The following is a 26,877-nucleotide window of genomic DNA, read 5'->3' on the forward strand; positions in this document are numbered from 1 at the left end:
GACCGCCAGCACCCCGACCACCCGACGCACCCCCGCACCGAGCAGGTACGTGGTGAACATGAGCGTGACGGCCAGCAGCGTCATGCTCAGCGCCAGCACCCACAGCGCAGGGGCAGCACCGGTCAGGTGGGGACCAAAGACCAGGCCGATCAGCCAGTTCGCCCCGACCAGGCCGATCCCGGCGAGCAACAGGCCGGGCGTGACGACGAACGCCAGGGCCACCGCCAGGGTCGCCCCGGCCCCGCGGCCCTCCTTGCGCCGCCGGGCCGCCTCGGGCAGCAGGAAGTTGGCCACCGCGAGCCCGATGAAAACCGGCACCTTGCAGGCCGTCGAGATCGCCGCGTAACCGCCCACCCCGTCCGTGCCCAGCCAGCCGACGATGACGACGTCCATGTTCTGGAGCAGGGCCAGTGGGATGAGCGCGCCGAGCGCCACGGTCGTGTCGGCGATGACGCTCTGGCGGGCGCTGGCCCGCGGGGCCGGGATCGGCATCGGGATCGGCCCGGTGGCCGGTGCGACGCCGTCCTCGGGCAGCGGCACCGACCACCGGCGGGCGGTGGCCGGACGGGGTAGCCGCGGGGTGCGGGCAACGGCCCAGCGCGCGTGTTCGGCGCCCACGACCACACCGATGACGATGCCGAGCCCCGCGCCGTTGACCCCCATGCCCGCGACGACGAAGGCGATCACCAGGCCGATCCGGACGAAACCCTCGACCACGAAGTTCACGGCCAGTCGCTGGTAGGCACCACGCGCCTGCATCAGGCCGCGCTCGACACACAGCAGCGTCCACAGCGCGGCCCCGATCGTGGCCTCGGCGATCGCCACCGGGTGGGGGTAGGACATCAGCGCCGCCGCCGGCCGAGACAGCACCAGGGCGGCGACGGTGGCGGCGACGATCCCGATACCGCAGGCACCACGCAGCTGGCGGATCCACGACCACTGCTCGCGGCGGGTGTCCCCGGTACCTGACGTCTCATGCTGCACGACGGCGATGAGCAGGGCGTTACCGGCGACGGACAGGATCAGGAAGATGCTCACCTGAACGGACACGGCGCCGTAGGAATCGGAATCCAGCGTACGCGCGACGATGAGATTCATCAGCAGGTTACAGCCGTTGACGAGCATGCCGGCGACCGCCAGGGCTGCCGGGCCGGCCAGTAGGCCGGACACAGCCTCTCGCGAGGGCTTCGCCATCAATCTCCCCACCGGGCACGGAACACGTCGATCACCCGCGATGGAACACCGGCCATGGTATGCGCTACCGATTTTTCCGACATCTGTAGGTTGCAGGCGAACATGCTAAGCCCTGTCGATCGGCCGGAGAGGAACGCCACTGGTGATCGGAAGCCCCAGCACGCCGCATCCCACCGGGCTCGGGGAGCACCGGTACCTGTCCACCCTCACCGGCCGGCACGTGGTATTCCTCAACTGGCGTGATCAGAACCACCCCCAGGCCGGCGGGGCCGAGCTGTTCTGCCAGTCGATCGCCGAGCGGTTCGCGACGGCCGGCGCGCGGGTCACGCTGCTGACCTCCCGGCCGGCCGGGGACGGGGGGAAGGCGCTCCCGGTGGCCGAACACGTGGCCGGGGTGGACGTCCGCCGCGGCGGCGGCACCTTCGGGGTGTACCCGTCCGTGCTGGGCCGGCTGGCGAGCCTCGGGCGGGCCGGGCACCGCGTCGACGCGGTCGTCGACTGCCAGAACGGGATCCCGTTCTTCAGCCCGCTGGTACTGCCGGCGTCCACGCCGATCGTCCAGGTACTGCACCATGTCCACCAGAAGCAGTTCCCGCTGTACTTCCCGGGCCCCGTGGCCAAGGTCGGGCAGTTGCTGGAGGCGCCGGGCAGCCGGCTGGTCTACGGGCGCCGCCCGGTGGTCGTCGTCTCCCCCTCGACCCGGGCGCAGGCGCGCGAGGTGCTGAGCCTGCCCGGCCCGCGCTTCCTCGTCCCCAACGGCGTGACCGCCGCCGTCCCCTCCGCCGTGACCGCCACCGTCCCCTCCGCCGGCATGGCGTCCTCGGGTGATGGGGCGGACCGGGCGGTGGGGCGTCCCGCCGCGGCGCCGACGATCGTCTGCGTCGGCCGGCTCGTGCCGCACAAGCGGCTGCACCTGCTCCTCGACGCGCTGCCGGCGCTGGTCGCCGCTCATCCGGGCCTCACTGTCCATGTCGTCGGCGACGGCCCCGACCGGGAGCGGCTGGTCGCCCGCGCGGTCGCGCTCGGCCTGACGAGCGCGACCGCGAACGGCGCCCTCGGGGAAGGCCACGGCCGCAACGGCGACTCCCCCGACGGCGACGTGGTTCGGTGGCATGGTTACACCGACGCGGCCACCCGCGACCGGCTGCTCGCCTCGGCCTGGCTGACGGTGAACCCCTCGCACGGAGAGGGCTGGGGGCTGTCGGTACTGGAGGCGGCCGCCCTCGGGGTGCCGGCGGTGGCGTTCCGGGTGCCGGGGCTGCGCGACGCGATCCGGGACGGGACGACGGGCTGGCTCGTCGACGAGGGCGTGCCCCTGGCGGGAACGATCGGCGCGGCGCTGCGGACGCTGGCCGATCCGCCCGCCGCGGCCCGGCTGCGCGCGGCCGCACGTGCCTGGGCGGCCGGCTTCACCTGGGACGCCGGCGCCGAGCTGCTCGCCCGGGTGGTCACCGCCGAGATCGACCGGCTGGCGCAGGCACGTGGCTCGGGTCGCGGGGGGAGGGCGGCGCACGATCGCCGCCGGGTCGACGACGAGCTCACCCACGCCGCGTTCACGCTGCCGGCCGGCGCACCCCGCCCCGCCCTGCGCCGCACCGACCTGGTGTATCGGCCGGATCCCGACGGGGCCGAGGCGGTCGCCGTCCTCTACGGCGCCGGCGAGGCCGCCGCGCGGGCGGCGTTGGCCCGGGCTGGGGTGTCCGCCGAGGCTCGGCTGCGCCCCGGCACCGGGGAGGACCTGCTGCTTGCCACGAGCCGCGAGCTGGTGTCGGGGGCCGACGCACCGCCGCCCGCCGGATCCCGGCGGGCGGCCACCGAGGTGTCCGCCGGCCGCGGGTGAACGTCCCGGCCGGGCGGTGCGTCCGGCCCACCGGCGCACCGCCCGGCCTCTCGTCAGCGCGACGGGACGGCCCCGCCGCGGCGGGTGGTCACCGCCGGGGCTGCCGCGCGGTCCGGCCGCGGTGCCCTGGCCACGGCGGGCGTCGGCGCGGTCGCCGGCGTCGGCAAGGTGGCGTCGGTGTCGCCCAGCTCGACGAAGGCGGCCCGGTAGAGATCCGCGAAGGCCGGCACCGAGCCGGGGCCGAGGAGGTGGCGGTGGTAGCCGAACGTCACGTACAGGCTGTCGCCCATCCCGAGAACGCCGATGAACAACCCCTGCGGCATCCCGGCCGTCCCGGTGAAGTACACGGCGCTGATCGGCAGCCCGGCGGCCCCGGCCAGGCCGTCGAAACGACCGAGGTTGCTCACCGCGGCGGTCGGGGCGAGCATCGGGCGCCCCGCCGCGACCCCGCAGCGCAGCAGCGTGCTGCGCCACGGGCCGGGCACGAATCGCGCCGCGGCGACCCCGAGCGCGCCGGAGAGCCCCGGCACGACCGGCGGGACGGCCTGCTTGGCCGAGCCGGTCTGCTCCACCACGCGGACGGCGAGCTGCAGCGCGTCCACCCGGTCCGCGACCTCGCTTGAGATGATCTTCAGGCCGGTCCGGTTGCCTCTGATCTCGCCCGACGCGGGGAACGACGGCGACGCGGCCGACGACGGCGAGGACGCCAGGTCGATCGGCATCCGGATCCGCAGCCGGCTGGACCCCCCGCCCCGGCGGGAGTTCCACCGGTCGATCGCCAGATGCGCCGCACCGATCAGCAGGTCGTTGATGGTCATCCGCCGACCGTCCGGCAGCATCCGCCGGCCGGTCGGCACCGCCAGGATCAGCGGGTGGAAGCCGTAGCCGTCGCCCCCCACCGCCAGCGGCGTGATGTAGCGCCCGGACCGGCGGACGAGCGTGGCCCAGCCCGGCGCGCCGGTGCGGGCCAGCGGCTGCACGCCCGCCGGCACGCCGCGGTGTCCCTCGTCCGGGGCGACGGCGCCGTCGCGGTCCCCGTCGTAAGCCGCCTCCCGGTAGTGGTCGAGGATCTCGGCGACGAGCGCGGCGAGCCGCAGCCCGTCAAAGGCAAGGTGATGGGCCACCACGCTGAGCTGGTCGCCGTCGGGCCGACGAACCAGCGCCACCCGGACCGGCGGGTAGCGGCGCAGGTCGAACGGCGCCGAGGACAGGATCTCGTGGATGCGCCACCCGTCGGTTCCGTCGTCGACGAAGCCGACCGGATCGGCCGTCGGTTCGGCGACGAACCGCCAGGCGTGCTGGCGGGATCCGTACAGCACGGCGCGGGCCATCGGATGACGACGGATCACCGCCCACGCTGCGGCCCGTAGCCGCGCCGGGTCCAGCCGCCCAGTCGTCTGGACGAACAGTCCACAGGTCAACGGCGCACTTGCCCGGTCCGAGGCGGCGAGAATTTGCTCACCCGGAGTCAACACCCGATCGGGTATCGGCGGTGCCGAAGCGCCGCCGTCCTGCGCCAATCCCATTGTCGTAGGCCGGCCTTTCTGCAGGGGATCTCGCGGTTTCACGGCGATGGCGCGCGTCGCCGTCGAGGAGCTAGTCAAGCGTAACCAGGCGAAATCGCCCACCCTGGACACGGGGCACCCGCTGCGGGCCCAGCCGGACCCCTCCTCACGGGGCCACCACGAACCGCGACATCACCAGGCAGAGCCCCCTAAACAGGCCCGGTCCGAGCGGTAGATTCCGCCCGCGGACCGGCCCAATGCTCACGCCGGGTAGTCAACGCGGAGGCGTAACGAATCCCAAAGGTCTACCTGCGCCCCGCACCCTCGTACTACCCCCAGCCCCGAAACGGGCACCCTGTCACTGACTGTTACCTACTGGTCATCATCGTCGGGACCTGGAAGGATTTCGACCTTGCCCGCCCGCGGTCCGCAGTCCGCAGTCCGCGGTCCGCAGCCGGCTGCGACCTGTGCCCGCTCGGAAAGGAGCGCGATGACCGGCGACGACAGGGGCCCGTCGGACCAGATCGAACTCGCGGACCTCGTCTGCCTCATGGGCGGATTGTTGACGCACTACGCCGACCAGGCGATTCCCCACGACCGCGACCTGGCCATCGTCGCGCTGTTGAACAAGGCGCGGCGCGGCAGCGGTCTCGAGCAGCTCCTGGCACTGGTCCGCCCGGAGGTGGAGGCGGAGACCCTGCGGGCCTTCGGGCTGCGGATGGCCTCACTCGCGGTTCGCCACGCCGACCCCGGCCTGCTGCGCCTGGGGCTGCTGGCCGTCGGGCTCGCCAGCCTGCGCAGCATGGATTACCGCGACGACTTACGCGCGCTCGCCCCGCTCTGGCGGACGGCGAGCCTGCTGCTCCTCGACCCATCCCACGAGTTCACCGCCGCGGCGGCGGAGTTCCCCGCCGCCGGCGCGTTCCTGCTGGGCTGGGTGGACCGCACCCCCGACTCCCAGGATCTGGTCGAGATGGGCTATCGCGAATCGACGGACGAGGACGGCTTCCGATATGCCGAGGACATGACCGTCCATCGTCGCATCCTCGAAGAGGATTTCGCCCGCCGGCCCCGCATCATTCGGCTCCTGCTCGCCCGCCGGCGGCGCCGGTGGCTGCGAGAGAACGGCTTCGACTGACGCCCTCGGCTCAGCCTGCGTCAGCGGCCGGCCGGCGCAGAACCCGCAGCCGCGCCTGCGCGAGCACGGCAGGCATGTTGCGGATGACGTCGCGGTCGCGCTCGCGGTCCTCGTCGCTGAGCTTCTCCCAGCCCACCATCGACGGGTGCCGCTTGTCTGGTCCGGCGTCGCGGCGCAGCGGTCCGTAGGAGTAGCCCTGCCGCTCCTCGTGCCGGCGCCACCGCACGTGCTCGTCGCGGGCGAGCTCCTCGATCTCGGCGTCGGTGAAGGTGAACGGGTCGCCGTCCGGCCCGGCGGAGACGATCAACCAGTCGGGGTTGCGCACGATCGCCGCGTAGTAGGCAGCCTGCGCCCTGTTCGCCTCCCGCAGCGGCTCGGCCAGCTCCGCCCACGGCCGCAACCCCGGACGCGAGCCCGCCTCGTGCCGCTCGCCGAGCTCGTGTTCGAGGTAGCGGCGGTGGATCGCCTGCGCCATCCGCTCGATGGACCCCGAGTCGACCTGTGCCGAGGCGCCCAGCGCGCAGGCGGGGACCGGTCCGGGCTGCTGGGGCGAGAGTCCGTTCACAACCGCTGTCATGGTCCGGTGTCTCCCTCTTAGACGGACGGCGGACAAGCGCCGAACTGTCGGTGGCGCGGTGACGCTAGTCGAGTCTCTTGTTTCCGGTCCGCACATCGCCACCCCAAGTCCGCCTCCCGACACGTGATCCCCGGCTACCGGCGTCATACGGACCGCCACGAGGGCCGCCAGACGGGCCGCCGTATGGACCTCGGCCGTACGAGCCTCGGCCGTACGGGCCGCCGTCGGGGCCACGGGAGCTCGGGTCGTCACCGTCCCTGGTGAAGTCTGCGGGTCCGGGGCTGTCCGGGTCCGCGGGCCGTTCCCAGCCCCAGACCGCCAGGGAGGCGAACACCGCGGCGAGCGCCAGGGAGCCGAGCACCTGCACGGGCACGCCGAACGCCCCGTGGCCCGATCCGGGCTGGCTGTTCGGCTGCGCCGCGACTCCGATGCCCGCGGCGAGCATCGCGAGCGCGGCGAACCACGCCAGCGCCCACGGCCGGGACCGCCCGAACCAGACCAACAACGGCACCGCCAGGGCGACCGGGCCGGCCACCAGGACAAGCGCCACCATCGCCAGCCCGGTCCATACCGCCCCGGCCACCGCCCCCGCAGGCCGCGTCCCCGACGACCGCGCGAGGCCGGTCGCACGGGCCGCCCGCGGCACGGGCGGGAAGGCCGGGTATCCGTTCTCGTCGGAGCGCCGCCGCAGCCGGAAGCGGGCCGGCAGCAGGGCGAGCACGACGAGCAGGACCACCAGCAGCAACCCGACGATGAGGTTGCGCCGGTATTGCGTGCCGGGAACGTTGTCGATGAGGATGGTGCCGCCGGCGCCGGCCGGCACGATCCAGCCCTGCTGCCAGCCGTCGAGACGCACGGGCGTGAGGGTGGTGCCGCCGAGCTTCGCCGTCCACGAGGTGTTCGCGTTCTCCCGCACAGCGAGGAACGCCCGCGTGCCCGCCCCGATCTGGATGGTCCGGTGCTCCGCACCCCACTGGCGCACCGCCGTCGTGCGCGCCGCCTGCCCGGCCGGCTGGTGTCCGGTACCCACCAGCCCCAGCGAGTCGACGAGGATCGAGGTCAGGCCCTGGTCGACGCGAAGCTGGTGGGTTCCGGCCGGCAACGTGAGGCGGCTTCCGTCGGTGCACAGCGACACCTTCACCGGCAGCACCGAAGTGACGTCGCTGTTGCGCCCGGTGATCCGCAACGGGTAGCGCTTGCCGTCGACGACCAGGGCGGGACCGCTGCCACAGTCGACGACCAACGGCTCGTCGTCGGCGGCCGGGGTGCCTCGGGGGGGCGGCAGGAAGCTCGCCGTACCGTTGATGGTGAAGGTCATCTCCCGGGGCACGTCGAAGCGGCGGGACAGCGCCAGCTCCTCCGACCCGCCGAACGGCTGCGCCGGGTCGACCCGCTGCCGGGCCAGCGAGAAGGCGACGTTCCCCTGGTCGGCGCCGGCGAACAGCCGGCCGACGTCGTCGGGGAGCTGCGCGTAGTGGTCGAACGTGACGCCCGGGACGTTGATCTCCCGGATGCCGGCGCCGAGAGTGTCGTCGTTCTCCCGGTCGACACGCTCGAACCCGATCCGGTACCAACGGCTCTGCCCCGGCGGGACGGCGAGGCGCTGGATGTCCTCCACCGGGGACACGTCGGTCACGACGGCACCGGTCTCGCTGGTCACCCGCATCGCCCGCACGGCCGGTCGCCACGAGCCCTCCGACAGCAGCCGGATGTCGATGTAGGGCACGGTCATCCGGCGGCCGACGTCGAGCTGGATCCACTGGCCGGCGGAGGTGGTGCCCTGCTTGCGCATCGCCGTCCAGGCCGTCGCGGTGAACCCGTCGACGGCGGCCGGAGGCGCGAAATCCGGCGCGGCAAGCAGGTCGTAGCCGTAGGAGGAGGCGGTGACCGACAGGCCGCCGACGAAGCCGGCGACGGTCTGATGGCCCGCCACGTCGCCCTCGGCCCACTGGTTGGGCTCTCCGGCCTTGCCCACGGCGTTGCCGGTCGGCCCGAGCAGATACGAGCTGGCGTCGTGGACGATGCCGAAGGTGCTGTCCCGGCGGGTGAAGGTGTCCGTGTCGACCCAGGCGGTCGACGGCCCGATCACCTCCCGCGGTGCGACCTTGATGGCGTTCGGGCTCGTCGACGCCGCCGCGGTCGCCGAGGCCGACGGATCGGCGAGGTCGGCGGCGAGCACGACGGGCCGGTCCGCGCCGAGCAGGCCCTGCGCGGCGAGCTGCACCGTCGCCTCGGGCCCGCCAGAGACGACGACGGCTCCGTCGGCGGCGTAGGTCTGGACGAGCTTCGCGCCCGTCGGCACCGTCCAGATCTCCAGTGCCGGCACCTTCTGTCTGGGATTGCGCAACGCCGGGACGAGCCGTTCCTTCGCCGAGGCACGCGCGGGCACCTGCGGGCCGAAGGAGGCGGCCGGCGTCAGCCCGGAGGATCGCAGCGCCCGGTGCAGCTCGTCGGTGGACGGGGGAATGTCCCAGTCCTTCTGCTCCAGGTCGTTGCGCAGCACGATCTGGCCGATGCCGGCCCGGGCCAACGCGTCGCTGAGCCCCGGCGCGGAGCCGGCGGCCAGCTCGCGTTCGATGCCGTCCATCAGCCGGGTCACCCCGGCGCCGCCGAGCGGGATGAGGCTTCGAACCCCCCAGGGCGTCTTCGCCAGCCACTGCAACGGCTCGTCGAGCGGACGGCCCCAGTCGTACTCGGCGAACGGCGAACCGGGCAGGATCAGCGTCCGGCCACCCTGCGGGTTCCCGCTGAGCCAGTCGGCTGCCTGCGCCCAGTAGTCGGGCACCGCGGTGAACGGGCGGGGCTGCAGCGCGCGGCCGGACAGCGTGGGAGTCATGCCGCAGACGAGCGCCGCCACCGTCACCGCGGCGGCGGCCGTCGTCACGCCGGCCCGGGGGCGCGCCCAGTCCCACCGGCCCCGGGCCCGGCGGACCCGGGCCGGCAGGGCTGTCAGCGCGTGCCCGACGCCCAGCGCGATCGGCAGCCGCACCACCGGCTGAAACTTGTAGACGTTGCGCAGGAAGCCGAGCTGGTTGCCGAGCAGATCGCGCACCGCACCCGACAGGGGGCTGCCCGGGTCGCCCGGGTAGGCGGCGGCGATGGAGACGGTGCCGACGGCGAGCGTCACCAGCAGGAACCGGCGGGCAGGCAGATCGGGCCGGGACAGCCCCCACAGTCCGATCGCGGCAACGGCCGCCGAACCGACGATCGGCACCGGTCGGGAGACGTACTCGGTCGCGGCGGGCAGCCAGGGGCGCGGCAGCTGGAGGTACGCCATCCAGTCCGCCGCGCCGCGCAGCGTCTCGGCGACCGACGTGGTCGCCGTCGTCGTCTGGACGGTCTCGGTGTAGGGGAGGAAGTTCAGCCCGTACCGGCCCTGCACCACAAGCGCCAGCATCCACCAGGCCGAGGCGAGGATGACCGCCACCACCCACCAGGCCCGCAGCGCCCACGCCCGGCGGGTCCCGCCCGCGAACACCAGCACCACCGCCGGACAGAGCAACACGCAGAGCGTGACGGTGGCGTTGATGCCGCCGGTCCCCAGGACGGCGAGGCCCGACAGCGCGGCGGCGCGACGGGGGGACAGCCGCCGCGTCGGGTCGGCCGCGGGATCGTGCCCGCCGGCGTCCCCGCGCCCGAGGTCGGGGGGCGCGGCCGTGCCGGTGTCAGCGCCGAAAGCGCCGTCGGGGCGCAGCGCGAGGATGAGCGGCAGCGTGATCCAGGGCAGCATCGCCGCACCGGCGAGAGCGACGGAGGTCGCCCCGACCTTGCCGAGGAACATCGGTGACAGGGTGTAGGCGAGCCCCGCCAGCACCCGGGTGGCGGGTACGCCGAGGCGCAGCGCGTCGGCGAGGCGCACGACGCCCCACGACGAGACGGTGAGCAGCAACGCCATCCACAGCCGCTGCGTCGCCCAGGGCGGCAGGCCGACCAGCTTGCCCAGGCCGAAGAAGGGCCCCATCGGGAACAGGTATCCGACGTACTGGTTCGGCAGGTAACCGAACTCGGCGAGGGAGTTCCACAGGTGGGTGGCCCGGCCCATGAAGCCCCACGGGTCGAGCGGGATGTCGAGCTTGGTGTCCGCGGTCAGCCGGCCGGGCGCCTGGAGCAGGTAGAGCACCGCGTAACCGACCGCCATCCCGAGCAGCGGCCACCGCGAGGTCCGGCGGGCGCGCAACGGGGAGGCGGGCGCGGAGGTGAATGCGGCCGATGACCGGGATGCGCGCGGACCAGTCGCTGTCGCGACGGGACCGCCGACGGGGGAAGGGATCGCTGACTCCAGGGTCGAGAGCAGGTATGCCCGACCTTATCCAGGGTGTCGGAACCGGACTATCTCGCCCCACCTGGCCGGCTGGCGCCCGGTGTATCCCGTTTCCCCGGCAGGTGCGGATCCGCTATGACGAGCGGGCTGCGCCGTCCCGTTCGGACGCCGGGAACACTGACCCGTCGCCGCCGCCCACCGGCGCTGTGAGGGCCGCGGCGCGCGCGGCTGCGGCCGCGATGCCGGGTTCCCCGCCCGGCGACGGGATGGTCACGACGGGTTCGTCGACGGTCCCCCCGGAAAGCGCGCGGGCGCCCCCGGGACTCGCGAGCCTGCTCACACCCGGGTTCGGGAGACCCATCGTGGTACCCGGGAGGATCAGGCCCGCACCCCCGTCGTCCGAGGTGCGGCCGGCGGCGGCCGCCGCGACCGACTCGAGCACGACCAGGTCCGTGCGGGAGGGACCAGCGCCCCGGGCATCCGGCGCCGGGTCCACGCGGCGCGCCGCGGCCGGCTGGACAGCCTCGGGCCGAGGGCGGCGCGGCGGCGACAGTGGCGCCCGCCGGACTGAGCCGGCGGAACCGGCGGAACCGGGGGAACCGGGCGGGACAGCCAGCGCAGGCTTGGCGGGGACGACCGGCGACGCCGCGCCCGCCGGCCCCGGCTCCCGGCGAGCCGCGGTGCCGGGCTGGTCCGCCGCGGCGACCGGCGGGGTGGCCGCGGCGGGTCCCGCGGGCGCGCCGGCGGCCGGCGGGCGCGCCGGGGTGGACACGACGAGGCCGGGTGCGGCGCGGCCCAGGTAGCGGCGGGCCCGCACCACATCGACGATCATTGCCGGCGTGTGCCGGGTCACTCGGAACGTGCCGCCGGGGATCTCCGCCCAGCGGATCGGGACCTCGGCGATGCGATATCCGATCGAACGGGCGATCGAGAGCACCTCGACGTCGAAACCGAATCCGGACGAGCGGGCGAGGCTGAACAGCAGCTTCGCCTCCTGCCCGCGAAACGCCTTGAAACCGCACTGGGTGTCCGCGACATCCAGGCTGGCCAACGATCGGGTGATCTGATTGAAGGCCCAGCTACCGACCCGGCGGCCGCTGCTGCGCACCGCGCCGTCGCCGATGCGACGGGAGCCGAGCGCCACCTCGGCGTGTTCCAGGGCGGCCAGCAACAACGGCAGATCGTTGACATCCGAGGCGCCGTCGGCGTCCATGAACACGATCGAGGCGCCGTGCGCAACCGAGACTCCGGCGCGCACCGCCGCGCCCTTGCCCGAGTTCCACGGCAGCCGCAGCACGCGGCCGCCCGGCATCCCCGCGAGATGCTCCTCCGCGACGGCGGCGGTGCCGTCGGTACTCCCGTCGTCGACCACGATCACTTCCGCGTCGGGAATCTTGCGCATCACCGACACCAGCGGGGGCAGCGAACCGGGCAGGCGCATCGCCTCGTTGTAGGCCGGGATGATGACGCTCACAGGCACGCTGTCCAAGACTCAACTCCTAGGCTGCGACGGCGGGACCGGTGACAGACGCCAGCGAGGGCGCAGCGATTGGTGACGGCCGGACGAGATCAGCATGCAGTTTCAGGGGATTCACCAAGAGTGTCAATGTATGTGCACCAAAGTCCGCCATCCCGACCTCATCCCCTTACTCCGCGATCAGGCACTTATCGGCCATACATAGGGTTATCGGGCACTCCCCTAGCGGCGCCCAGCATACGGACACCGTGTTACAGATCGGGCAGGGGGGCGGCGGCGGCGAGTCGGGCAGGCGGAAATGATCCTCACGGAAAGCGACGAACTCCGGACGGTCAGATATCCGTCCGATCTCGTGAGTGACAAGGAAAGGCCACCCGAAGCACTACAGGAGCATTCCTCTGGCGCCGAATCACCATGGGACGGGCCTTGCGGAATCCGCCCCGTCACCCGGCCGCGTGCCGCAGCGGCGAGGCGCCCGCCCGCAAATCGCGTTGCATCGCCGGGTCGGGCCGTCGAAGCCAACCCGATCCGGCGCGTGTGACCGATGTGTCACCCCGCCCACCGATTACGATCACGGGGCCGATGGTCAGAAGGGCGACGGGTCCATGAGCCGCCGCCGCGCCCGCCTGGCCGCACCGCGGGGATGGCCGCCGAAGGAGGGCTCATGCCACGATCGGAACGCGCCGACCGCCCGCGGGCGCGACCGCCACACCCCGGCGATCCCGACGCCCAGCTACGCGGCCTGGTCGGCGCCGGCCACTCGCGGCTGTCCCCGGTGACGGCGATGCGGGCGCGCGATGTCGACCGGCCCAGCGAGGACGACCTCGTCGAGGCGGAACGCGCGGTGGTGCTGCGCCGCGGCCAGCGAACCGCTCCGACAGCCGACCCCGCTGTCCCGACGGCCGAGCACGGGCTGGCACCAGAGCAGGAACAGGCGGCGGAGCAGGGCCGGGGTGAGGGGGGCCGGTCGCGGCCGCCGCGCCGGCCCGACGGGCGTGCGGGTGGACCGCGCCGGCCCGCACCTGCACCCCGACCGGCCCCCGCCCCGCCGCGACGGCCAGCGGGTCAGGACGCCGGGGACGCGGTGCCGGACGCCGAGGGGACCTCGCCGGTCCGCTCGTAGGCGAAAAGCATCCGCAGCCGGCGCACGTGCCGCTGCTCACCGCTGAACGGCGTCGCGAGGAAGACCTCCGCGAACGCCAACGCCTCGGGGACGGTGTGCATCCGGGCACCGAGACTCAGCACGTTGGCGTCGTTGTGCTGGCGGGCCAGCGTGGCGGTCTGCTCGCTCCAGACCAACGCCGCGCGCACACCCACGACCTTGTTCGCCGCGATCGCCTCGCCGTTGCCGGAACCACCGATGACGATGCCGAGGCTGTCCGGCTCGGCCGCGGTGGCCCGTGCCGCCGCCAGGACGAACGGCGGGTAGTCATCGTCGGGGTCGTACTCGTCGGGACCATGGTCGACGGGCGCATGGCCCAGTTCCACCAGGCGCTCGGTGAGCGCCGCCTTCAGATGGAAGCCGGCATGGTCAGAACCTAGATGGACGCGCATGATGCGCCATCATGCCTGATCACGTGAAGATCGGTTCCGTCTCCCGAGAGCGCTTGAGCTCATAGAAGCCGGGCGTGCCGGCGACCAGCAGCACTCCGTCCCACAGCCGGCCGGCGTCGGCGCCCTTGGGTGCCGGGGTGATGACCGGGCCGAAGAACGCGTTGTCGCCCACCGCGATGACCGGGGTACCGACGTCCATGCCGACGCGGCTGATGCCGTCGGTGTGGCTGGCCCGCAGCTTCGCGTCCCACTCGGTCGAGGTCGCCGCGGCCGCGAGCGCGGGATCAGCACCCGCCTCGGTCAGCGCGGCGACGAAGACCGCCTCGTCGAGCTCGGCCTTCTCCACGTGTCGGCGGCGGCCGAGCGCGGTGTACAGCGCAGCGAGGATGCCCTCGCCGTGCCGCTCGGCGGCGGCGATGCAGATCCGCACCGGGCCCCACGCCTTCGCCAGCAGCGCCACGTACTGCTCGGGCAGGTCACGCCCCTCGTTGAGCACGGCGAGGCTCATCACGTGCCAGCGGACCCGGACCGGGCGGACCTTCTCCACCTCGACCAGCCAGCGCGACGTCAGCCACGCCCACGGACACATCGGGTCGAACCACAGGTCGGCGAAGACCGTGTCGGGATCGATCTCGGTCGCCTCCGACGCCCGTGTCGGCGCCGGGGTGGACTGGGTCTCGGTGCTCATGGATGGTCTCCTCGATCGACGGCTCCGCTTGCCGGGCTAGAACCGATCAGGACGGCGTACGCTTCCCGGTCGCGGCCAGATAGCCCGCGACCCGGTTCACCACGGCGACGAACGGCACGGCGGCGATCGCCCCGGGGATGCCGGCCAGCACGCCACCGGCGGACAGGGCGATCACGATCGCGAGCGGGTGCAGCTGCACAGCCCGGCGCATGACCAGCGGCTGGAGCACGTGCCCCTCGAGCTGCTGCACGGCCAGCACGACCCCCAGGATGATCAAAGCGTCGGTCACCCCCTGCGAGACGAGGGTCACCAGGACGGCCGCCACGCCGGCCACCGTCGCCCCGATGATCGGCACGAAGCCGCCGAAGAAGGTCAGCAACGCCAGGGGCGCGACCAGCGGCACGCCGACGCCGATCAGTCCGATGGCGATGCCGACCGCGTCGACGGCGGCGACGAACACCGTCCCCCGGATGTACCCGGTGATCGTGTGCCAGGCCTCGCGGCCCGCGCCGCGCACCCGGTCCTCCGCCGCCTCCGGGAAGCGGGTGACGATCCAGTTCCAGATCCGTTCGCCGTCGTAGAGAAAGAAGAACGTCGAGAACAGGGCGACGAGCAGGCTCGTGAGCACCTCGGCGGCCACCGACGCGCCGGAGATCACCCCGGAGACCAGCCGGCCGCGGTTGTTCGCCAGGTTGCGGCGGATATCGTCGACGAGATCATCGAGCTGGTTCTGGGACAGGTGGAACGGCCCGTCGGTCAGGTAGCCGCGGATCTGCTCGACGCCCTCGCTGACCTGGTCGCTGACGGTCGGGATCTCGTTGGCGGCGTTGAACCCGACGGCGACGGCGGCCCCCGCGAGCACGGCGAAGAAGATGAACAGCGCGGCGAACGCGGCCCCGAGCCGCGGCAGGCCGAGACGCTGAAGCCGATGCGCCAGCGGATGGATGAGCGCGGCGATGAGAAGCCCAGCGATGATCGGGATGACCACGATCCGGACCCGGCCGACCACCATCAACAGGATGTAGATCGCCGCGCCGGTGACGATCAGGCGCCAGGACCAGCCGGCCGAGACCCGCAGAGCCAGCGGGACATGCTCCTCGGCGCGGCCCGGGGCCGACTGCTCCGCACCGGCGCCGCCGTCGGCGGGTGGCGGTGCGGTCTCGTCCGGCGCATCCGGCCCGGCCGACCGCGCGGCCCGCAGCAGCCGCAGCCGGCGGGGAACGATCCCCTGCCGCTGGCCCGTGCCCACCCCCGTCGCGATGGCCGCGGCCCCTGAAACCGCGCCGCCACCCGCACCGGTGTTGCTGTCAGCGTTTGAACCCTTGGCCTTGCCCGGATCGCCACCGGTATCCGAGCCGTCGCCGGTGGCCGGACCGGTCCTGCCGGCCGAACCACCGTCCGCAGCCGACCTGCCGCCCGGCCCGGCGGCCGTGCTCCCGTCCGAGCCCGGTTGCACGCCGACGGTGCCCGTTCCGGATCCCGTCGAACGCCGACGAACGGGCACACGGCCCAGCCCGGCGACCCGCCTCACCCGAACCCCTTCCGCCTGCGACGCCCGCACGGACACCTCGGACGGACGTCCACGCCCGGACGTTCCCGCCCGCGGGTGCGGGACATGTCGTCATCGTGCCCCACCGGCCCAGCCAACGGAGGGCCTACCCCGCACGAATCGCCACAATCCGGAGCCTGGTTCGGTGAACGCGATCAGGTGTGGCCCGAGCGGACCACCTCCACCGGCAGCATCCGGTCCCGCCCGTGGCGTGGGAGACTGGGCCCGCGGCAACGAGCGTGCGTCCGTGCCTGCCGAGAAGTCCGTGCCTGCCGAGAAGTCCGTGCCTGCCGAGAGGAACCGGGTGCCCAACAACCTCACCCGCGACGAGGCGCGCGAGCGCGCCCGCCTGCTCAACGTGGCGTCCTACGACGTCGAACTCGACCTGACGACCGGCCCCGGGACCTTCCGTACGACGACCGCGGTCACGTTCACCTCCCGCGAGCCGGGGGCGTCGACGTTCATCGAGCTCGCCGCCGCCAAGGTCGACGAGGTCGTGCTCAACGGCAGGTCGCTGGACCCCGCCGCCGTGTTCGACGGCGAGCGCATCCGGCTCGACGACCTCGCCGAGTCCAACCGGCTCACCGTGGTGGGCGACGGCGTGTACTCGCGCACCGGCGAGGGGCTGCACCGCTTCGTCGATCCCGTCGACGAAGCGGTCTACCTCTACACCCAGTTCGAGACGTACGACGCGCACCGGATGTACGCCTGCTTCGACCAGCCCGACCTGAAGGCGACGTTCACGCTGACGGTGACGGTGCCGGCGGACTGGTCGGCCATCTCCAACAGCGCGGTCGCGGCGGTCGCGGAGGCCGCGATCGGCGTGCGCACCATCCGTTTCCTCACCACGCCGGTGATGTCGACGTACATCACCGCGCTCGTCGCCGGTCCCTACCACGAGGTCCGCGACCACCACGACGGCATCGACCTCGGGCTGTACTGTCGGCGATCGCTGGCCGAGTTCCTCGACCCGGCCGAGATCTTCGAGATCACCAGGGCCGGATTCGACTTCTACCATCGCGTGTTCGACTACCGGTACCCGTTCGGCAAGTACGACCAGCTGTTCGTGCCGGAATTCAACGCCGGCGCGATGGAGAACGCCGGCTGCGTGACGTTCCTGGAGGAGTACGTCTTCCGGGCCAAGGTCACCGAGGCCCGCCGCGAGCGCCGCGCCGAGACGATCCTGCACGAGATGGCGCACATGTGGTTCGGCGACCTCGTCACCATGCGCTGGTGGGACGACCTGTGGCTCAACGAGTCGTTCGCCACCTACATGTCGGTGCTGGCGCAGGTGAGTTCCACCCGGTTCACCAACGGCTGGACGACCTTCGCCAATGCGGAGAAGGGCTGGGCCTACCGGCAGGACCAGCTGTCCTCCACCCACCCGATCGTCGCCGACGCGCCCGACATGGACGCGGTGCGCACGAACTTCGACGGCATCACCTACGCCAAGGGCGCCTCCGTGCTCAAGCAGCTCGTCGCCTGGGTCGGGCAGGAGGAGTTCCTGGCCGGGCTGCGGACGTACTTCCGCCGCTACGAGTATGCGAACACCTCCCTGCGCGACCTGCTCGACGAGCTGGAGAACGCCAGCGGCCGGGAGCTGACGAGCTGGTCCGCCGAGTGGCTGGAGACAACGGGCGTCAACACGCTGCGCCCGCGCTTCTTCACCGACTCCTCCGGCCTGTTCACCTCGTTCGACGTGGTGCAGGAGCCGCCGAGCGCCCCGCCGACCGCGTCGAAGGCGCTGCGCCCGCACCGGCTCGCGATCGGCCTGTACGACCGCGACGCCGCCGGCGCGCTGGTCCGCCGCGAGCGCGTCGAGCTGGACGTGACCGGCGAGCTCACCGAGGTGCCGAAGCTCGTCGGCGCCCGTCAGCCGGACCTCATCCTGCTCAACGACGACGACCTCACCTATGCCAAGGTCCGCCTCGACGAACGGTCGCTGGCCACCCTCGTCGAGTCGATCGGCGCGATCTCCCAGTCGTTGCCCCGGACGCTGTGCTGGGCGGCGGCGTGGGACATGACCCGCGACGCGGAGCTCGCCGCGCGCGACTACGTCCGGCTCGTGCTGTCCGGGGTGACCGCCGAGGACGACATCGGCGTGGTCCAGTCGCTGCTGGCCAAGGCCGACCTTACGATCGACGCCTACGGCGAGCCGGCGAACCGCTCCCCCGCGCTGCGGGCGCTGGCCGAGCGCGCCGAGCAGCTGGCCCGCTCCGCGCCGCCCGGCAGCGACGTGCAGCTCGTCTACACGACCACGTTCGCGCGGGCGGAGGACGCCGAGCAGGTGGCCCGGGTGCGGGCACTGTTCGAGGGCACCGACGTCATCGAGGGTCTCGTCCTCGACACCGAGCTGCGCTGGACGTTGCTGACGCAGCTCGTCGCGCGTGGCGTCTACGGCGACGCGGAGATCGACGCCGAGCTCGCCCGGGACCGCACCGCCACCGGCGAGAAGCGCGCGGCCACCGCGCGGGCCGCCCGTCCGAGCGCCGAGGCCAAGGCCGCCGCATGGTCCGCGGTGATGGACTCGGACGAGCTGTCCAACCACCTGGCCGTCGCGACGATGAGCGGCTTCTGGATCTCCGACCAGCTCGAGCTGACCCGGCCCTACGTCGACCGCTACTTCGACGAGATCGGCGGGATCTGGGAGAGCCGCAGCTTCGACACGGCCTCGACCATCACCCAGATGCTCTTCCCGTCCTCCGTCATCGAGCCGGAGACGGTCGCGAAGGTCGACGCGTACGTCGCCGACCGCAACCCGGTCCCGCCGCTGCGCCGCGCCCTGCTCGAGGGCCGCGACGGTCTCGTCCGGGCGCTGGCCGCCCGCGCGAAGGACACCGCCGCAGCGTAGGACGCCCGCTCGACGCCGCTGACCGGCACGCCCCGATCCAGGGTGTGCCGGTCAGCGAGGCCACGAGTGGCGGGGCACGCCGGGTCAGTGGGCCGCGGGGCTGCCCGCGGAGGTGGGGTTGGCCCCGGCGAGGCTGCCGGGGGCGGCGGAGCCGGCCGCCTCGCCGAGCTGGCGGATGCCGGTCGTGAGACCGCCGACCAGGTCGCCGAGGGAGAAGCTGGAGGTCATCGTGAGCGCGGCGAGGCCGGACGCGGAGTCGCTGATCCGCTTACGGGCCGCGGGTGTGGTGGCGACCCGCACGAAGCACTGCCCCGGCGAGACGAGGATCAGCACGGCGGGATCCCGGGCCGGGTCCTCGACCAGGGTCGACAGGATCCGCTCCGCGGCGAGGCGCACGTCGCCGCGGACCGAGCCGAGCCGGACGCCGAAGCGGACACCACTGTGCTTCTGGGCGAGTTCCAACGCCCGGTTCAGCCGCTCGAGCTGCTCCGAGGTGAACGCCTCACCAGTTGCCACTGGCACCACCCGCGCCGGGGACGGCCTTCTCGGCCCGCTCGCCCTCGATCTCCTCCGGCTTGGTGCCGATCCAGACCTCGTCATGCTCCCAGGGCTGACCCGGCCGGTAGCGCGCCGGCCCGCTCTTGCGGCTGGACCAGGCGGCGAACAGGATCGCGATCAGGAACCCGCCGACGATGGTCCCACCGTAGATCCCCCAGGTCTGCAGGGCGGAGAGCGGATCGGGGTTGTACTTGGTCCCGATCTCCCCGGCGGAGGCAGCTGCCGCGAAAACCGGCAGCGTGAAGAGCGTGAGGCCGCCGACGGTCAGCATCCGGCGCAGGGCGGTGCCGCGCCGCGACGCCGAACGGGCGCCCGGCCCTCGTGACGAATGGATCATACCGGCGAGGGGCAGCCAGCGGGACCAGCGCGGTTGACGTGGAGTCACGCAGCGAAGGTTACCGGGAAGTGGGTCGAGGGTCCTCTTTCAGGGGTGCCGACGGTCCCCTCCCAGGGGTGAGAAAAGCCCCACCGGCAACGGGTGCGCCACGCACCTCGGCGAGCAATGCGCCGAGGCGTGCCACCGCGGGGTCGGTGCGCAGGCGTTCCACCGTGACCTCCCCGCCGTCGGCGTCGCGCACCGGCAGGCGCCAGTTGGGATAGGCGTCGACCGTGCCCGGCAGGTTGGGCTGGTGCAGGTCACCGAGAGCGTCGCCGGGGGCGGCCAGCACGATGCGGCACGGTGAGCGCACCAGCAGCCGGTGCAGCGCGAAGACGAGCTCGGTGCGGACCTGCGGCGTGAACTGCGCGCCGTCCGCGGTCCTGTCGACCGGCCCGGTCAGCAGACCCTCGGCTCGCAGCAGGTCGAGCAGCGCATCCCGCTCGACGCGCCAGCCGGCGGTCTCCGCCTGCTCGGACCGCCCGAGCAGGCCCAGACCGGCGCGTAGGCGCACATGCTCGCCTTCGAGATAGCCCGCCGCGGTGGGCAGATCGTGCGTGCTGACGCTGGCCATCGTCGCCGCCCGGTACCGCGCCGGCGGCAGCGGGCGGCCGGAGTCGTCCTGCTCGAACCACAGCACCGTCGACCCGAGCACCCCCGTGCGCGCCAGCGTCGTCGCCACAGACGGCTCAACGGTGCCCAGGTCCTCGCCGACGACGACGGCACCGGTCCGCGCGGCCTCCAGCGCGATCAGCCCCAGCATCGCCTGCGCGTCGTAGCGGACGTAGGTCCCGTTCGCCGCCCCGGCGCCCCGCGGGATCCACCACAGCCGGAACAGACCGAGGATGTGGTCGACCCGCAGCCCGCCGCCACGGCGCAGCACGGCGGCCACCATCTGCCGGAACGGCGCGTACCCGGCGTCGGCCAGCGCCTGCGGCCGCCACGGCGGCAGCCCCCAGTCCTGGCCCTGCTGGTTGAACGTGTCGGGTGGGGCCCCCACCGTGGCGTCGACGGCGAGAACGTCCTGCAACGCCCAGGCGTCCGCCCCACCCGGATCGACCCCGACGGCGAGATCGTGCACGATCCCCGCGGCCATCCCGGCGCCGCGGGCGGCGGCCTGCGCCGCGGCGAGCTGAGCGTCGCAGCGCCGCTGCAGCCAGGCGTGGAAGGCGATGCGGTCGGCCAGCTCGACGCGGGCGGCTGCCACGGCGGGTGTGCCGGGATGTGCAAGCTCCTCGGGCCACACCCGCCAGTCCGGCCCGTGCCGCTCGGCCAGCGCACACCAGGTCGCGAAGTCGTCGAGTCCCTGGATGGCCGCGTCCATGTCACCGTCGGGCCCGCTGCCGTTGTCGGGTCCGCTGCCGTTGTCGGGTCCGCTGCCGTTGTCGGGTCCGCTGCCGTTGTCGGGTCCGCCGCGGTCGTCGAGGCCGCTGCCCGCCGCCCGGAACAGCAGCTCCAGCGCGGCGGACTTCGCCCGCCACACGGCGTCGCGGTCGAGCAGGCCGTCCGGCCGGCCGTCCTGACGGGCCACGCGGGCGAGCTCGTCGACGGCGGCCCGAGTCCGCTCGTCGGCCCGCGCGTACTCGGGTGTCGCCTCGGGCCGCAGGTAGAGCGGCGCGGCGAAGCGGCGGCTGACCGGCGAGTAGGGCGACGAGGCGACCGGCAGGGTCGGGGCCGCGGCATGCAGCGGGTTGACGAGTAGCACGTCCGCACCCGCCTGGCCGGACCAGTCCACGAGATCCACGAGGTCGGCATAGTCGCCCATGCCCCACGAGGACGCCGACCGCAGAGCATAAAGCTGGATCATCCAGCCCCAGGCCCGCGCCGGCTCGGCGAGCGCCGCGGGGCCGGGCACCGCGTCCGGCACGGCGACGAGCGCGCAGCGCAGCCGCCGCGACCCCACCGCGACGTGCAGCACGTGATCACCCAGCGGCAGCCCGGCGGGCAGGGTGAGCGGCCGAGCCTCCCACGGCTCGCCGTCGAGGTTGCGGCGTTCGGCGGGGTCGCCCGGCGGGTCGAGGGGGATCCGCCGGCCGCTGTCGAGTTCCAGTTCGGCCCGGGCCGTCGTGCCGGCGGGCAGGTGGACGACGATCGGACGCGGTGCAGCGGCCGACACCACGGCGCAGGCCGGCAGCCGGCGCCGCCAGGGCGCCTCCCGGGCCGCGGTGAGGGCTGCCGCCGGGTCGCTCGGATCGATCCCCAGCAGGCGCAGGACCGCCCGCACGGTCCGCGGCGCGACCCGCACGAGTCCCCCTTCGGCGTCGCGGTACGCGGTCGCGACCCCGGCAACCTCGGCGAGCTCGGTGAGCTCGGCCAGGTCCCGGTCGGCGGCCGGATCGCTGGCGACCGGATCGCTGGCGACCGCCGCGCTGACGGCGTGCTCGAGCGGCCGGGACCGGGCGGAATCGTCTGGGCTCACACCCCAGGATTCTCGCCGCGGGGCCCGGCCGGCGACACACCATCCGCCGGCTCGGGCGCCGGCGAGCCTGTGGTAAGAGCTCCGTCGGCCGGCCGCCGCCACGCCAGGTCGGCGTCCAGGCCCGCGGCACCGCCCGCCAGCATCAGCGCGTCCCCGGGGTCCGAGGGGTCGGGGGTCGCCAACGGCAGCCGCATCCGCAGCAGGGCCCCGCCGCTCGGCGAGCCCTCCGCGATCACGGTGCCGCCGTGGGTCTGCACGGCGTCGGCGACGATCGCGAGGCCGAGCCCGGATCCCGGCAGCCCACGCGCCGAGGTGGCCCGGTAGAACCGATCGAAGACCTGGGACCTCTCCTGCGGGGCGATGCCCGGCCCGTCGTCGGCGACGGTCACCTCTCCGTCGCGGGTGCGCACCCGCACGACCGAGGCCGGCGGGGAGAACTTCACCGCGTTGTCGAGCAGGTTCGTGACGGCTCGTTCGAGCATGCTCGCCCGGCCGTCCACCGGGGAGCTCACGGCGTCGACCTCGATCTGGATGCCCTTGCCGGTGGCGCGGCGGCGCACACGTTCCGCGGCGGCGACGACGATCTCGGCCAGGTCCAGTCGCTCCACCTCCTCGGTGGGCACCTCGTCCCGGGCGAGCTCCACGAGCTCGCTGACCAGCCCGGACAGCTCGCGCATCTGGGCGTCGACGTCGCGCAGCAGGGCCGCCCGGTCGGCCGCGGGCAGCGCTCGGTGCGGGTTCGCCTCGGCCCGCAGCAGCAGCTCGATGTTGGTCCGCAGGCTGGTCAGCGGGGTGCGCAGCTCGTGGCTGGCATCGTCGACGAGCTGACGCTGGCGAGCCCGGGAGGCCTCCAGCGCGCGCAGCATGCTGTTGAGGCTCTCCGCGAGCCGGGTGATCTCGTCGGACCCGGTCACCGGGATCAGCGCCGAGAGGTCCTGGGTGCGGGCGACCTCCTCGGCGGCCGCCGCGGCGGCGTCGACGGGTTTCAGGGCGGCCCTGGCCACGATCCGGCCGGCCAGCGCCGAGCCGACGACCCCGACGATCCCGACGACGAGCAGCACCAGCCCGAGATCGCGCAGGGTGCGGTCGACGTCCGTCGTGGGCCGGGCGAGCTGAAGCGCCCCGCCGGACGCCGGGCGTTGCAGCGGGACGGTGACCAGCCGGTAGGACTGGCCGCCGATGGTCACCGTGCGCAGGTTCTGGGCCCGCTGCCGGCGGGCGACCTGGGCGTCGGCGGGGTCGACCGGGATCCGCACGCTGTTCCAGGATGAGACGGCGTTTTCCAGCGGGTTGCCGGAGGTGTCGAGGAACTGGCCCTCCAGGCCGAAACTGAACGCCTGCAGGCCGAGTCCCAGGCCCAGCGAGTTGGTCTGGATGGTGTCCGCGGACGCCTCCGCCTGCTCGATGAGCTGGTCGTCGATGGCCTGGTTGAGCACGATGCTGGTGGCGCCGAGGGAGACCCCGGCGACCACCGCGACCGCGGCGGCCACCGCCATGCCGACGAGCAGCGCGAGCCGCGCCCGCAGGGTGAGCCGGCTCAACGGTGAGGAGAACTTGAGCCGGGATCGCTGTCTCGGCCCGACCCTGCGGGCGAACCCGTCGCGTCGGGCCGCGCCGCCCGGCGGCCCGGACTCACCGCCGCCGGAGGGCGCGGGGTAGGCCAGCACCGGCCGCCCCCAGGATCGCGGCGCCGCCCCCGGCGGCCCCGCCTGACTGCCCGGCGGTCCCCCGCCGGCTCGCGTCACCCGCGGTCCCCCACCGGTTCACGCAGTACGTAGCCGACGCCACGCACCGTGTGCAGCAGCCGGGGCTCGCCGCCCGCTTCCAGCTTGCGTCGCAGGTAGCTCACGAAGACCTCCAGCGAGTTGGAGGTGGGGCCGAAGTCGTAGCCCCAGACCCGTTCCATGATCATGGAGCGGGACAGCACCTGCCGCGGATGGCTGAGGAACAGCTCCAGCAGTTCGAACTCGGTCTTGGTCAGGGTCAGCTCACGCTCGCCCCGGGTCACCTGGCGGCTGGCCTGGTCCAGGTCCACGCCGCCGTAGCGAAGCACCGAGTCGGGCATGGCGCCCGGCCCGCCGGCCCGGGCGGCGAGCGCCGCCCGCCGGGTCAGCGCCCGCAGCCGGGCGAACAGCTCCTCCAGGGCGAACGGCTTGACCAGGTAGTCGTCGGCGCCGACGTCGAGGCCGCTGACCCGATCGGCGAGGCCGTCGCGGGCGGTCAGCATGAGCACCGGGACGTCGTCGCCGCGGGCCCGCAACTGGCGGCAGGTCTCCAGCCCGTCGATGCGGGGCATCATCACGTCGAGGACCACGATGTCCGGCTGGTCGCGGCCCACCGCGTCGAGGGCGTCCGCACCGTCGACCGCCGTCCTCACCTCGTATCCCTCGAATCGGAGCGAGCGCTCCAGGGACTCCCGTACAGCCGCGTCGTCGTCCACCACCAGTACCCGCACGGTTCCAGTCTGCCTGTGCCGGGTGGGCGGGTGGAACGCCGCCGGGCTGTCTCAGGAACACCTACCGCGATCTTCAGGCCGGCTTCAGCCAAGCCGCCGGCCCGGATCCGCGGCGGTGGCTGGGGATCCGAGCCGGGTACGGCCCGCCGGCGGGCGACGAGGACGCACCGGCGGGCTCAGCCGAAGCGCGACGGGCTCGGCGGGTCCAGCCGCGGTCGCGGCAGGTCCTCGGTGATCGAGTTGCCCTGGCCACCGCCCGACAGCGCCGGCACGCTGCTCCCTGCGTCGTCCTCCGCCTCCTCGCCGCTGCGCTCGGAGTCCTCGTCGTCGTCGTCGACCACGGTCACCTCGCTGCGCTGGACGGTGCCGAGGGCGATGCCGGCGGCGCCGAGCGCGGTGCGCACCCGCTCCCGCAGCTCGCGGGCCACCTCCCACTGTTTCAGCGGCTGGGTCTTGATGGCGACGCGCAGGGTGTAGCCGTCGGCCGTCATGGTCTCCATGCCCCACACCTCCGGCTCGGCGAGGATGAGGCTGCTCCAGGTGGGGTCCGCCCACAGCGTGTCGGCGGTGCGGGCAAGCACCCTCTTGGCCTTGGCGACCTCGGTGTCGTAGTCGAGCGGGACGTCGAGCACGGTCCGCGCCCACTGTTGACTTTTGTTACCGATACGAGTGATTTCACCATTACGGACGTACCAGACGGTTCCCTCGACATCGCGCAATCTCGTCATCCGCAGGCTCACCGCCTCGACGGTGCCCGAGACGGGGCCGACGTCGATGACGTCACCCACGCCGTACTGGTCTTCGAGCAGCATGAACATCCCAGACAGAAAGTCACGGACGAGGTTCTGCGCACCGAAACCGACGGCGATTCCCAGTACTCCGGCGCTGGCGACGATCGGCGCGAGATTGATGCCCAGCTCGCCCAGGACGCTCAGGAATGCCAACCCGAAGACGAAGATGGAGGTCACGCTGCGCAGCAGCGAACCGACCGTTGCGGCCCGCTGCCGGCGCCTTTCCATCAGTACCGTCGGGTCCCCGAACGCGCCCAGCAGCGTCCCGGCGCGGGAACCGCGGAAGAGCCCGCCAGCGCCGCCGGAACCGGCCCGTTCCGTGGTCCGCCGGATGAACCGGTGCAGCAGCGCCCGCACCACGAGGGCGATCAGCAGGATGAGGATGATCCTGATCGGGGTGCCCAGGAACACCTCAGCGCCAGAGGCAAGATAGTTACTGTGTGTAGCGTTATAGACGGTGCGACACAGCAGCCCGGGGCTGGTCCCGCAGGCGTCGCGCAGGGCATTGGCGACCCCCTCGAACGAGACCAGCGGATCCGTGGTCGCCGACGGACTCGGTGAGGGCAGCGGGGTGGTCGCCACGGCAGCGGACAGCGTGCCCGACTGTTCGGTGGGTGACGGTGAGGCTGACAGCAGCATCCCCAGCCCGGGGATGAGCGGTTGAGCCAGCAGGGACGGGGCGGGCGTCACGACGTCGGCCATCCTTCCTGTCGGTTCCGGCGATCATGGTGGTCGTGACACCCCCGAGCCGGCCGATCCGCGGCCTGACGCGCCCACGACCCTGGGGGCGACGATCGGAGGTCAGTCTCGCCCATGAGGGCGGCCCATCGGTGCCCACCCCCGGATCGAGCCGACGGGCGGCCACGCGCCGCAATGATGCCCCCGCCGACGAGTGGTCGACGGTGAGTAGTCGAAACCTTACCAAATGGTAGGCAGAGAGTGACAAAGGCCACCAGATATGTGCAGCGCCACGGTACGAATGCCGATGACCATGCAAACAGGCTCGCGTTCTGCCGCCGAAGACGGTTGACTGTCCATTGTCACCGGAGACGCTGGGCAGAACGGCCCGCAAAGGGCCCTCGGTGGGCAGGAGGTCGGCGCGTGGCAGAGGCGCTGGTTCTCAATGCCACGTACGAGCCTCTGTGCGTGGTGTCGCAAAGGCGCGCACTGGTCCTGGTCCTGACCGACAAGGCCGTGATGGTCGAATCGGCGGGCCAGGTTCTTCGGTCCTCGACGACGTCCGTCGATGTCCCGATCGTGGTCCGGTTAGCGCGTTTCGTCCGGGTTCCATACCGCTCACAGGTCCCGCTGACCCGCAAGGGTGTGCTGGCGCGCGATCATCACCGGTGCGTGTACTGCAATGCGCCGGCAACATCGCTGGACCATGTCGTTCCACGGTCCCGCGGGGGCCCGCACGTGTGGGAGAACGTCGTGGCGGCCTGTGGTCGCTGCAACCATGTCAAAGCCGACCGCGCCGTGGCTGATCTTGGCTGGCGGCTCCGTACGGCCCCCCGAGCGCCGAGCGGAGCCGCCTGGCGCATTCTGGGGTCCCGGCGGATGGACCCGCGCTGGTCGGCCTACCTGAGCACGGATGTAACCGAGGCCGCCTCGGCCTGAGGCGCCCGTCCGGTCCCGGGTACGCCA

19 protein-coding genes are annotated in these 26,877 nt (G+C 73.1%); 5 read left to right on the forward strand and 14 right to left on the reverse strand.

The window, feature by feature from the left end; genetic code table 11:
* Window positions 1-1,194, reverse strand: a 1,194-nt coding sequence (locus NBZ83_RS04980; RefSeq protein WP_261574432.1) for an MATE family efflux transporter, incomplete at its 3' end; no start/stop codon positions are given.
* 142 nt (window positions 1,195-1,336) lie between these two features.
* Here NBZ83_RS04980 and NBZ83_RS04985 point away from each other — a divergent pair.
* The gene (locus NBZ83_RS04985) at window positions 1,337-3,034 is read left to right on the forward strand and encodes a glycosyltransferase family 4 protein (protein ID WP_438803288.1); all 1,698 of its coding nucleotides are present in this window, start codon (window positions 1,337-1,339) and stop codon (window positions 3,032-3,034) included.
* Window positions 3,035-3,087: 53 nt separating this feature from the next.
* On the opposite strand, the gene NBZ83_RS04990 is transcribed toward NBZ83_RS04985, so the two are convergent.
* Window positions 3,088-4,455: a condensation domain-containing protein gene (locus NBZ83_RS04990; protein ID WP_261565426.1), complete on the reverse strand. Its 1,368-nt coding sequence runs from the start codon at window positions 4,453-4,455 to the stop codon at window positions 3,088-3,090.
* Window positions 4,456-5,029: 574 nt separating this feature from the next.
* Here NBZ83_RS04990 and NBZ83_RS04995 point away from each other — a divergent pair.
* Window positions 5,030-5,677 carry a hypothetical protein gene (locus tag NBZ83_RS04995; RefSeq protein ID WP_261565427.1) on the forward strand — a complete coding sequence of 216 codons (648 nt, stop codon included), beginning with the start codon at window positions 5,030-5,032 and terminating at the stop codon, window positions 5,675-5,677.
* Window positions 5,678-5,687: 10 nt separating this feature from the next.
* Here the strand turns inward: NBZ83_RS04995 and NBZ83_RS05000 are convergent, their stop codons facing one another.
* The 3 genes from NBZ83_RS05000 to NBZ83_RS05010 form a co-directional block, all read right to left on the reverse strand.
* Complete coding sequence (locus tag NBZ83_RS05000) at window positions 5,688-6,254, reverse strand: RyR domain-containing protein (protein ID WP_261565428.1); 567 nt, start codon at window positions 6,252-6,254, stop codon at window positions 5,688-5,690.
* A gap of 64 nt (window positions 6,255-6,318) precedes the next feature.
* Window positions 6,319-10,392 carry an alpha-(1->3)-arabinofuranosyltransferase domain-containing protein gene (locus tag NBZ83_RS05005; RefSeq protein WP_261565429.1) on the reverse strand — a complete coding sequence of 1,358 codons (4,074 nt, stop codon included), beginning with the start codon at window positions 10,390-10,392 and terminating at the stop codon, window positions 6,319-6,321.
* A 256-nt stretch (window positions 10,393-10,648) separates the two neighbouring features.
* Entirely contained in the window at window positions 10,649-11,995 is a 1,347-nt protein-coding gene (locus NBZ83_RS05010; protein WP_261565479.1) for a dolichyl-phosphate beta-glucosyltransferase, read from the reverse strand.
* 661 nt (window positions 11,996-12,656) lie between these two features.
* On the opposite strand from NBZ83_RS05010, the gene NBZ83_RS05015 reads away from it, so the two are divergent.
* Window positions 12,657-13,115 carry a hypothetical protein gene (locus NBZ83_RS05015; RefSeq protein WP_261565430.1) on the forward strand — a complete coding sequence of 153 codons (459 nt, stop codon included), beginning with the start codon at window positions 12,657-12,659 and terminating at the stop codon, window positions 13,113-13,115.
* On the opposite strand, the gene NBZ83_RS05020 is transcribed toward NBZ83_RS05015, so the two are convergent.
* The 3 genes from NBZ83_RS05020 to NBZ83_RS05030 are packed head-to-tail and all read right to left on the reverse strand — an operon-like array spanning window position 13,058 to window position 15,483.
* Window positions 13,058-13,546, reverse strand: a complete 489-nt coding sequence (locus tag NBZ83_RS05020; protein WP_261565431.1) for a ribose-5-phosphate isomerase — start codon at window positions 13,544-13,546, stop codon at window positions 13,058-13,060. The genes NBZ83_RS05015 and NBZ83_RS05020 overlap by 58 nt on opposite strands.
* A 19-nt stretch (window positions 13,547-13,565) precedes the next feature.
* Window positions 13,566-14,234, reverse strand: a complete 669-nt coding sequence (locus NBZ83_RS05025) for a DsbA family protein (protein WP_261565432.1) — start codon at window positions 14,232-14,234, stop codon at window positions 13,566-13,568.
* A gap of 46 nt (window positions 14,235-14,280) precedes the next feature.
* A complete protein-coding gene (locus tag NBZ83_RS05030; RefSeq protein ID WP_261565433.1) occupies window positions 14,281-15,483 on the reverse strand; it encodes an AI-2E family transporter in 1,203 nt (400 codons plus the stop codon).
* A gap of 604 nt (window positions 15,484-16,087) precedes the next feature.
* Between NBZ83_RS05030 and pepN the strand changes: the two genes are divergently transcribed.
* Window positions 16,088-18,634, forward strand: a complete 2,547-nt coding sequence (gene pepN, locus NBZ83_RS05035) for an aminopeptidase N (RefSeq protein ID WP_261565480.1) — start codon at window positions 16,088-16,090, stop codon at window positions 18,632-18,634.
* Between the two features lie 84 nt (window positions 18,635-18,718).
* Here the strand turns inward: pepN and NBZ83_RS05040 are convergent, their stop codons facing one another.
* The 6 genes from NBZ83_RS05040 to NBZ83_RS05065 form a co-directional block, all read right to left on the reverse strand.
* Window positions 18,719-19,150, reverse strand: a complete 432-nt coding sequence (locus tag NBZ83_RS05040) for a DUF5130 family protein (RefSeq protein WP_261565434.1) — start codon at window positions 19,148-19,150, stop codon at window positions 18,719-18,721.
* Window positions 19,137-19,577, reverse strand: coding sequence for a hypothetical protein (locus NBZ83_RS05045; protein ID WP_261565435.1), 441 nt, complete (start codon window positions 19,575-19,577; stop codon window positions 19,137-19,139). Before NBZ83_RS05045 ends, NBZ83_RS05040 begins: the two co-directional genes overlap by 14 nt.
* Before the next feature lie 10 nt (window positions 19,578-19,587).
* Window positions 19,588-21,987 (reverse strand): 4-alpha-glucanotransferase, encoded by a 2,400-nt coding sequence (gene malQ, locus NBZ83_RS05050; RefSeq protein WP_261574433.1) that lies wholly within the window; start codon window positions 21,985-21,987, stop codon window positions 19,588-19,590.
* Complete coding sequence (locus tag NBZ83_RS05055; protein ID WP_261565481.1) at window positions 21,984-23,483, reverse strand: HAMP domain-containing sensor histidine kinase; 1,500 nt, start codon at window positions 23,481-23,483, stop codon at window positions 21,984-21,986. Before NBZ83_RS05055 ends, malQ begins: the two co-directional genes overlap by 4 nt.
* 245 nt (window positions 23,484-23,728) lie before the next feature.
* Window positions 23,729-24,442 (reverse strand): response regulator transcription factor, encoded by a 714-nt coding sequence (locus tag NBZ83_RS05060; RefSeq protein WP_261565437.1) that lies wholly within the window; start codon window positions 24,440-24,442, stop codon window positions 23,729-23,731.
* A gap of 176 nt (window positions 24,443-24,618) precedes the next feature.
* Entirely contained in the window at window positions 24,619-25,935 is a 1,317-nt protein-coding gene (locus tag NBZ83_RS05065) for a mechanosensitive ion channel family protein (RefSeq protein ID WP_261565438.1), read from the reverse strand.
* Window positions 25,936-26,334: 399 nt separating this feature from the next.
* On the opposite strand from NBZ83_RS05065, the gene NBZ83_RS05070 reads away from it, so the two are divergent.
* Entirely contained in the window at window positions 26,335-26,850 is a 516-nt protein-coding gene (locus NBZ83_RS05070) for an HNH endonuclease (RefSeq protein ID WP_261558065.1), read from the forward strand.
* Window positions 26,851-26,877 lie beyond the last annotated feature (27 nt).

Source organism: Frankia gtarii (assembly GCF_025403375.1).
GTDB classification, from domain to species: Bacteria; Actinomycetota; Actinomycetes; order Frankiales; family Frankiaceae; genus Frankia; species Frankia gtarii.

What these genes read in the sequence shown, in the direction of transcription:
- NBZ83_RS05055 (WP_261565481.1), bottom strand. Translation starts at nt 23,483, where the DNA reads ATGGCGGTGGCCGCCGCGGTCGCGGTGGTCGCCGGGGTCTCCCTCGGC.
- NBZ83_RS05020 (WP_261565431.1), bottom strand. Translation starts at nt 13,546, where the DNA reads ATGCGCGTCCATCTAGGTTCTGACCATGCCGGCTTCCATCTGAAGGCG.
- NBZ83_RS05025 (WP_261565432.1), bottom strand. Translation starts at nt 14,234, where the DNA reads ATGAGCACCGAGACCCAGTCCACCCCGGCGCCGACACGGGCGTCGGAG.
- NBZ83_RS05005 (WP_261565429.1), bottom strand. Translation starts at nt 10,392, where the DNA reads ATGGCGGTCGGTTACGCGGTGCTCTACCTGCTCCAGGCGCCCGGCCGG.
- NBZ83_RS05000 (WP_261565428.1), bottom strand. Translation starts at nt 6,254, where the DNA reads ATGACAGCGGTTGTGAACGGACTCTCGCCCCAGCAGCCCGGACCGGTC.
- NBZ83_RS05065 (WP_261565438.1), bottom strand. Translation starts at nt 25,935, where the DNA reads ATGGCCGACGTCGTGACGCCCGCCCCGTCCCTGCTGGCTCAACCGCTC.
- NBZ83_RS04995 (WP_261565427.1), top strand. Translation starts at nt 5,030, where the DNA reads ATGACCGGCGACGACAGGGGCCCGTCGGACCAGATCGAACTCGCGGAC.
- NBZ83_RS05015 (WP_261565430.1), top strand. Translation starts at nt 12,657, where the DNA reads ATGCCACGATCGGAACGCGCCGACCGCCCGCGGGCGCGACCGCCACAC.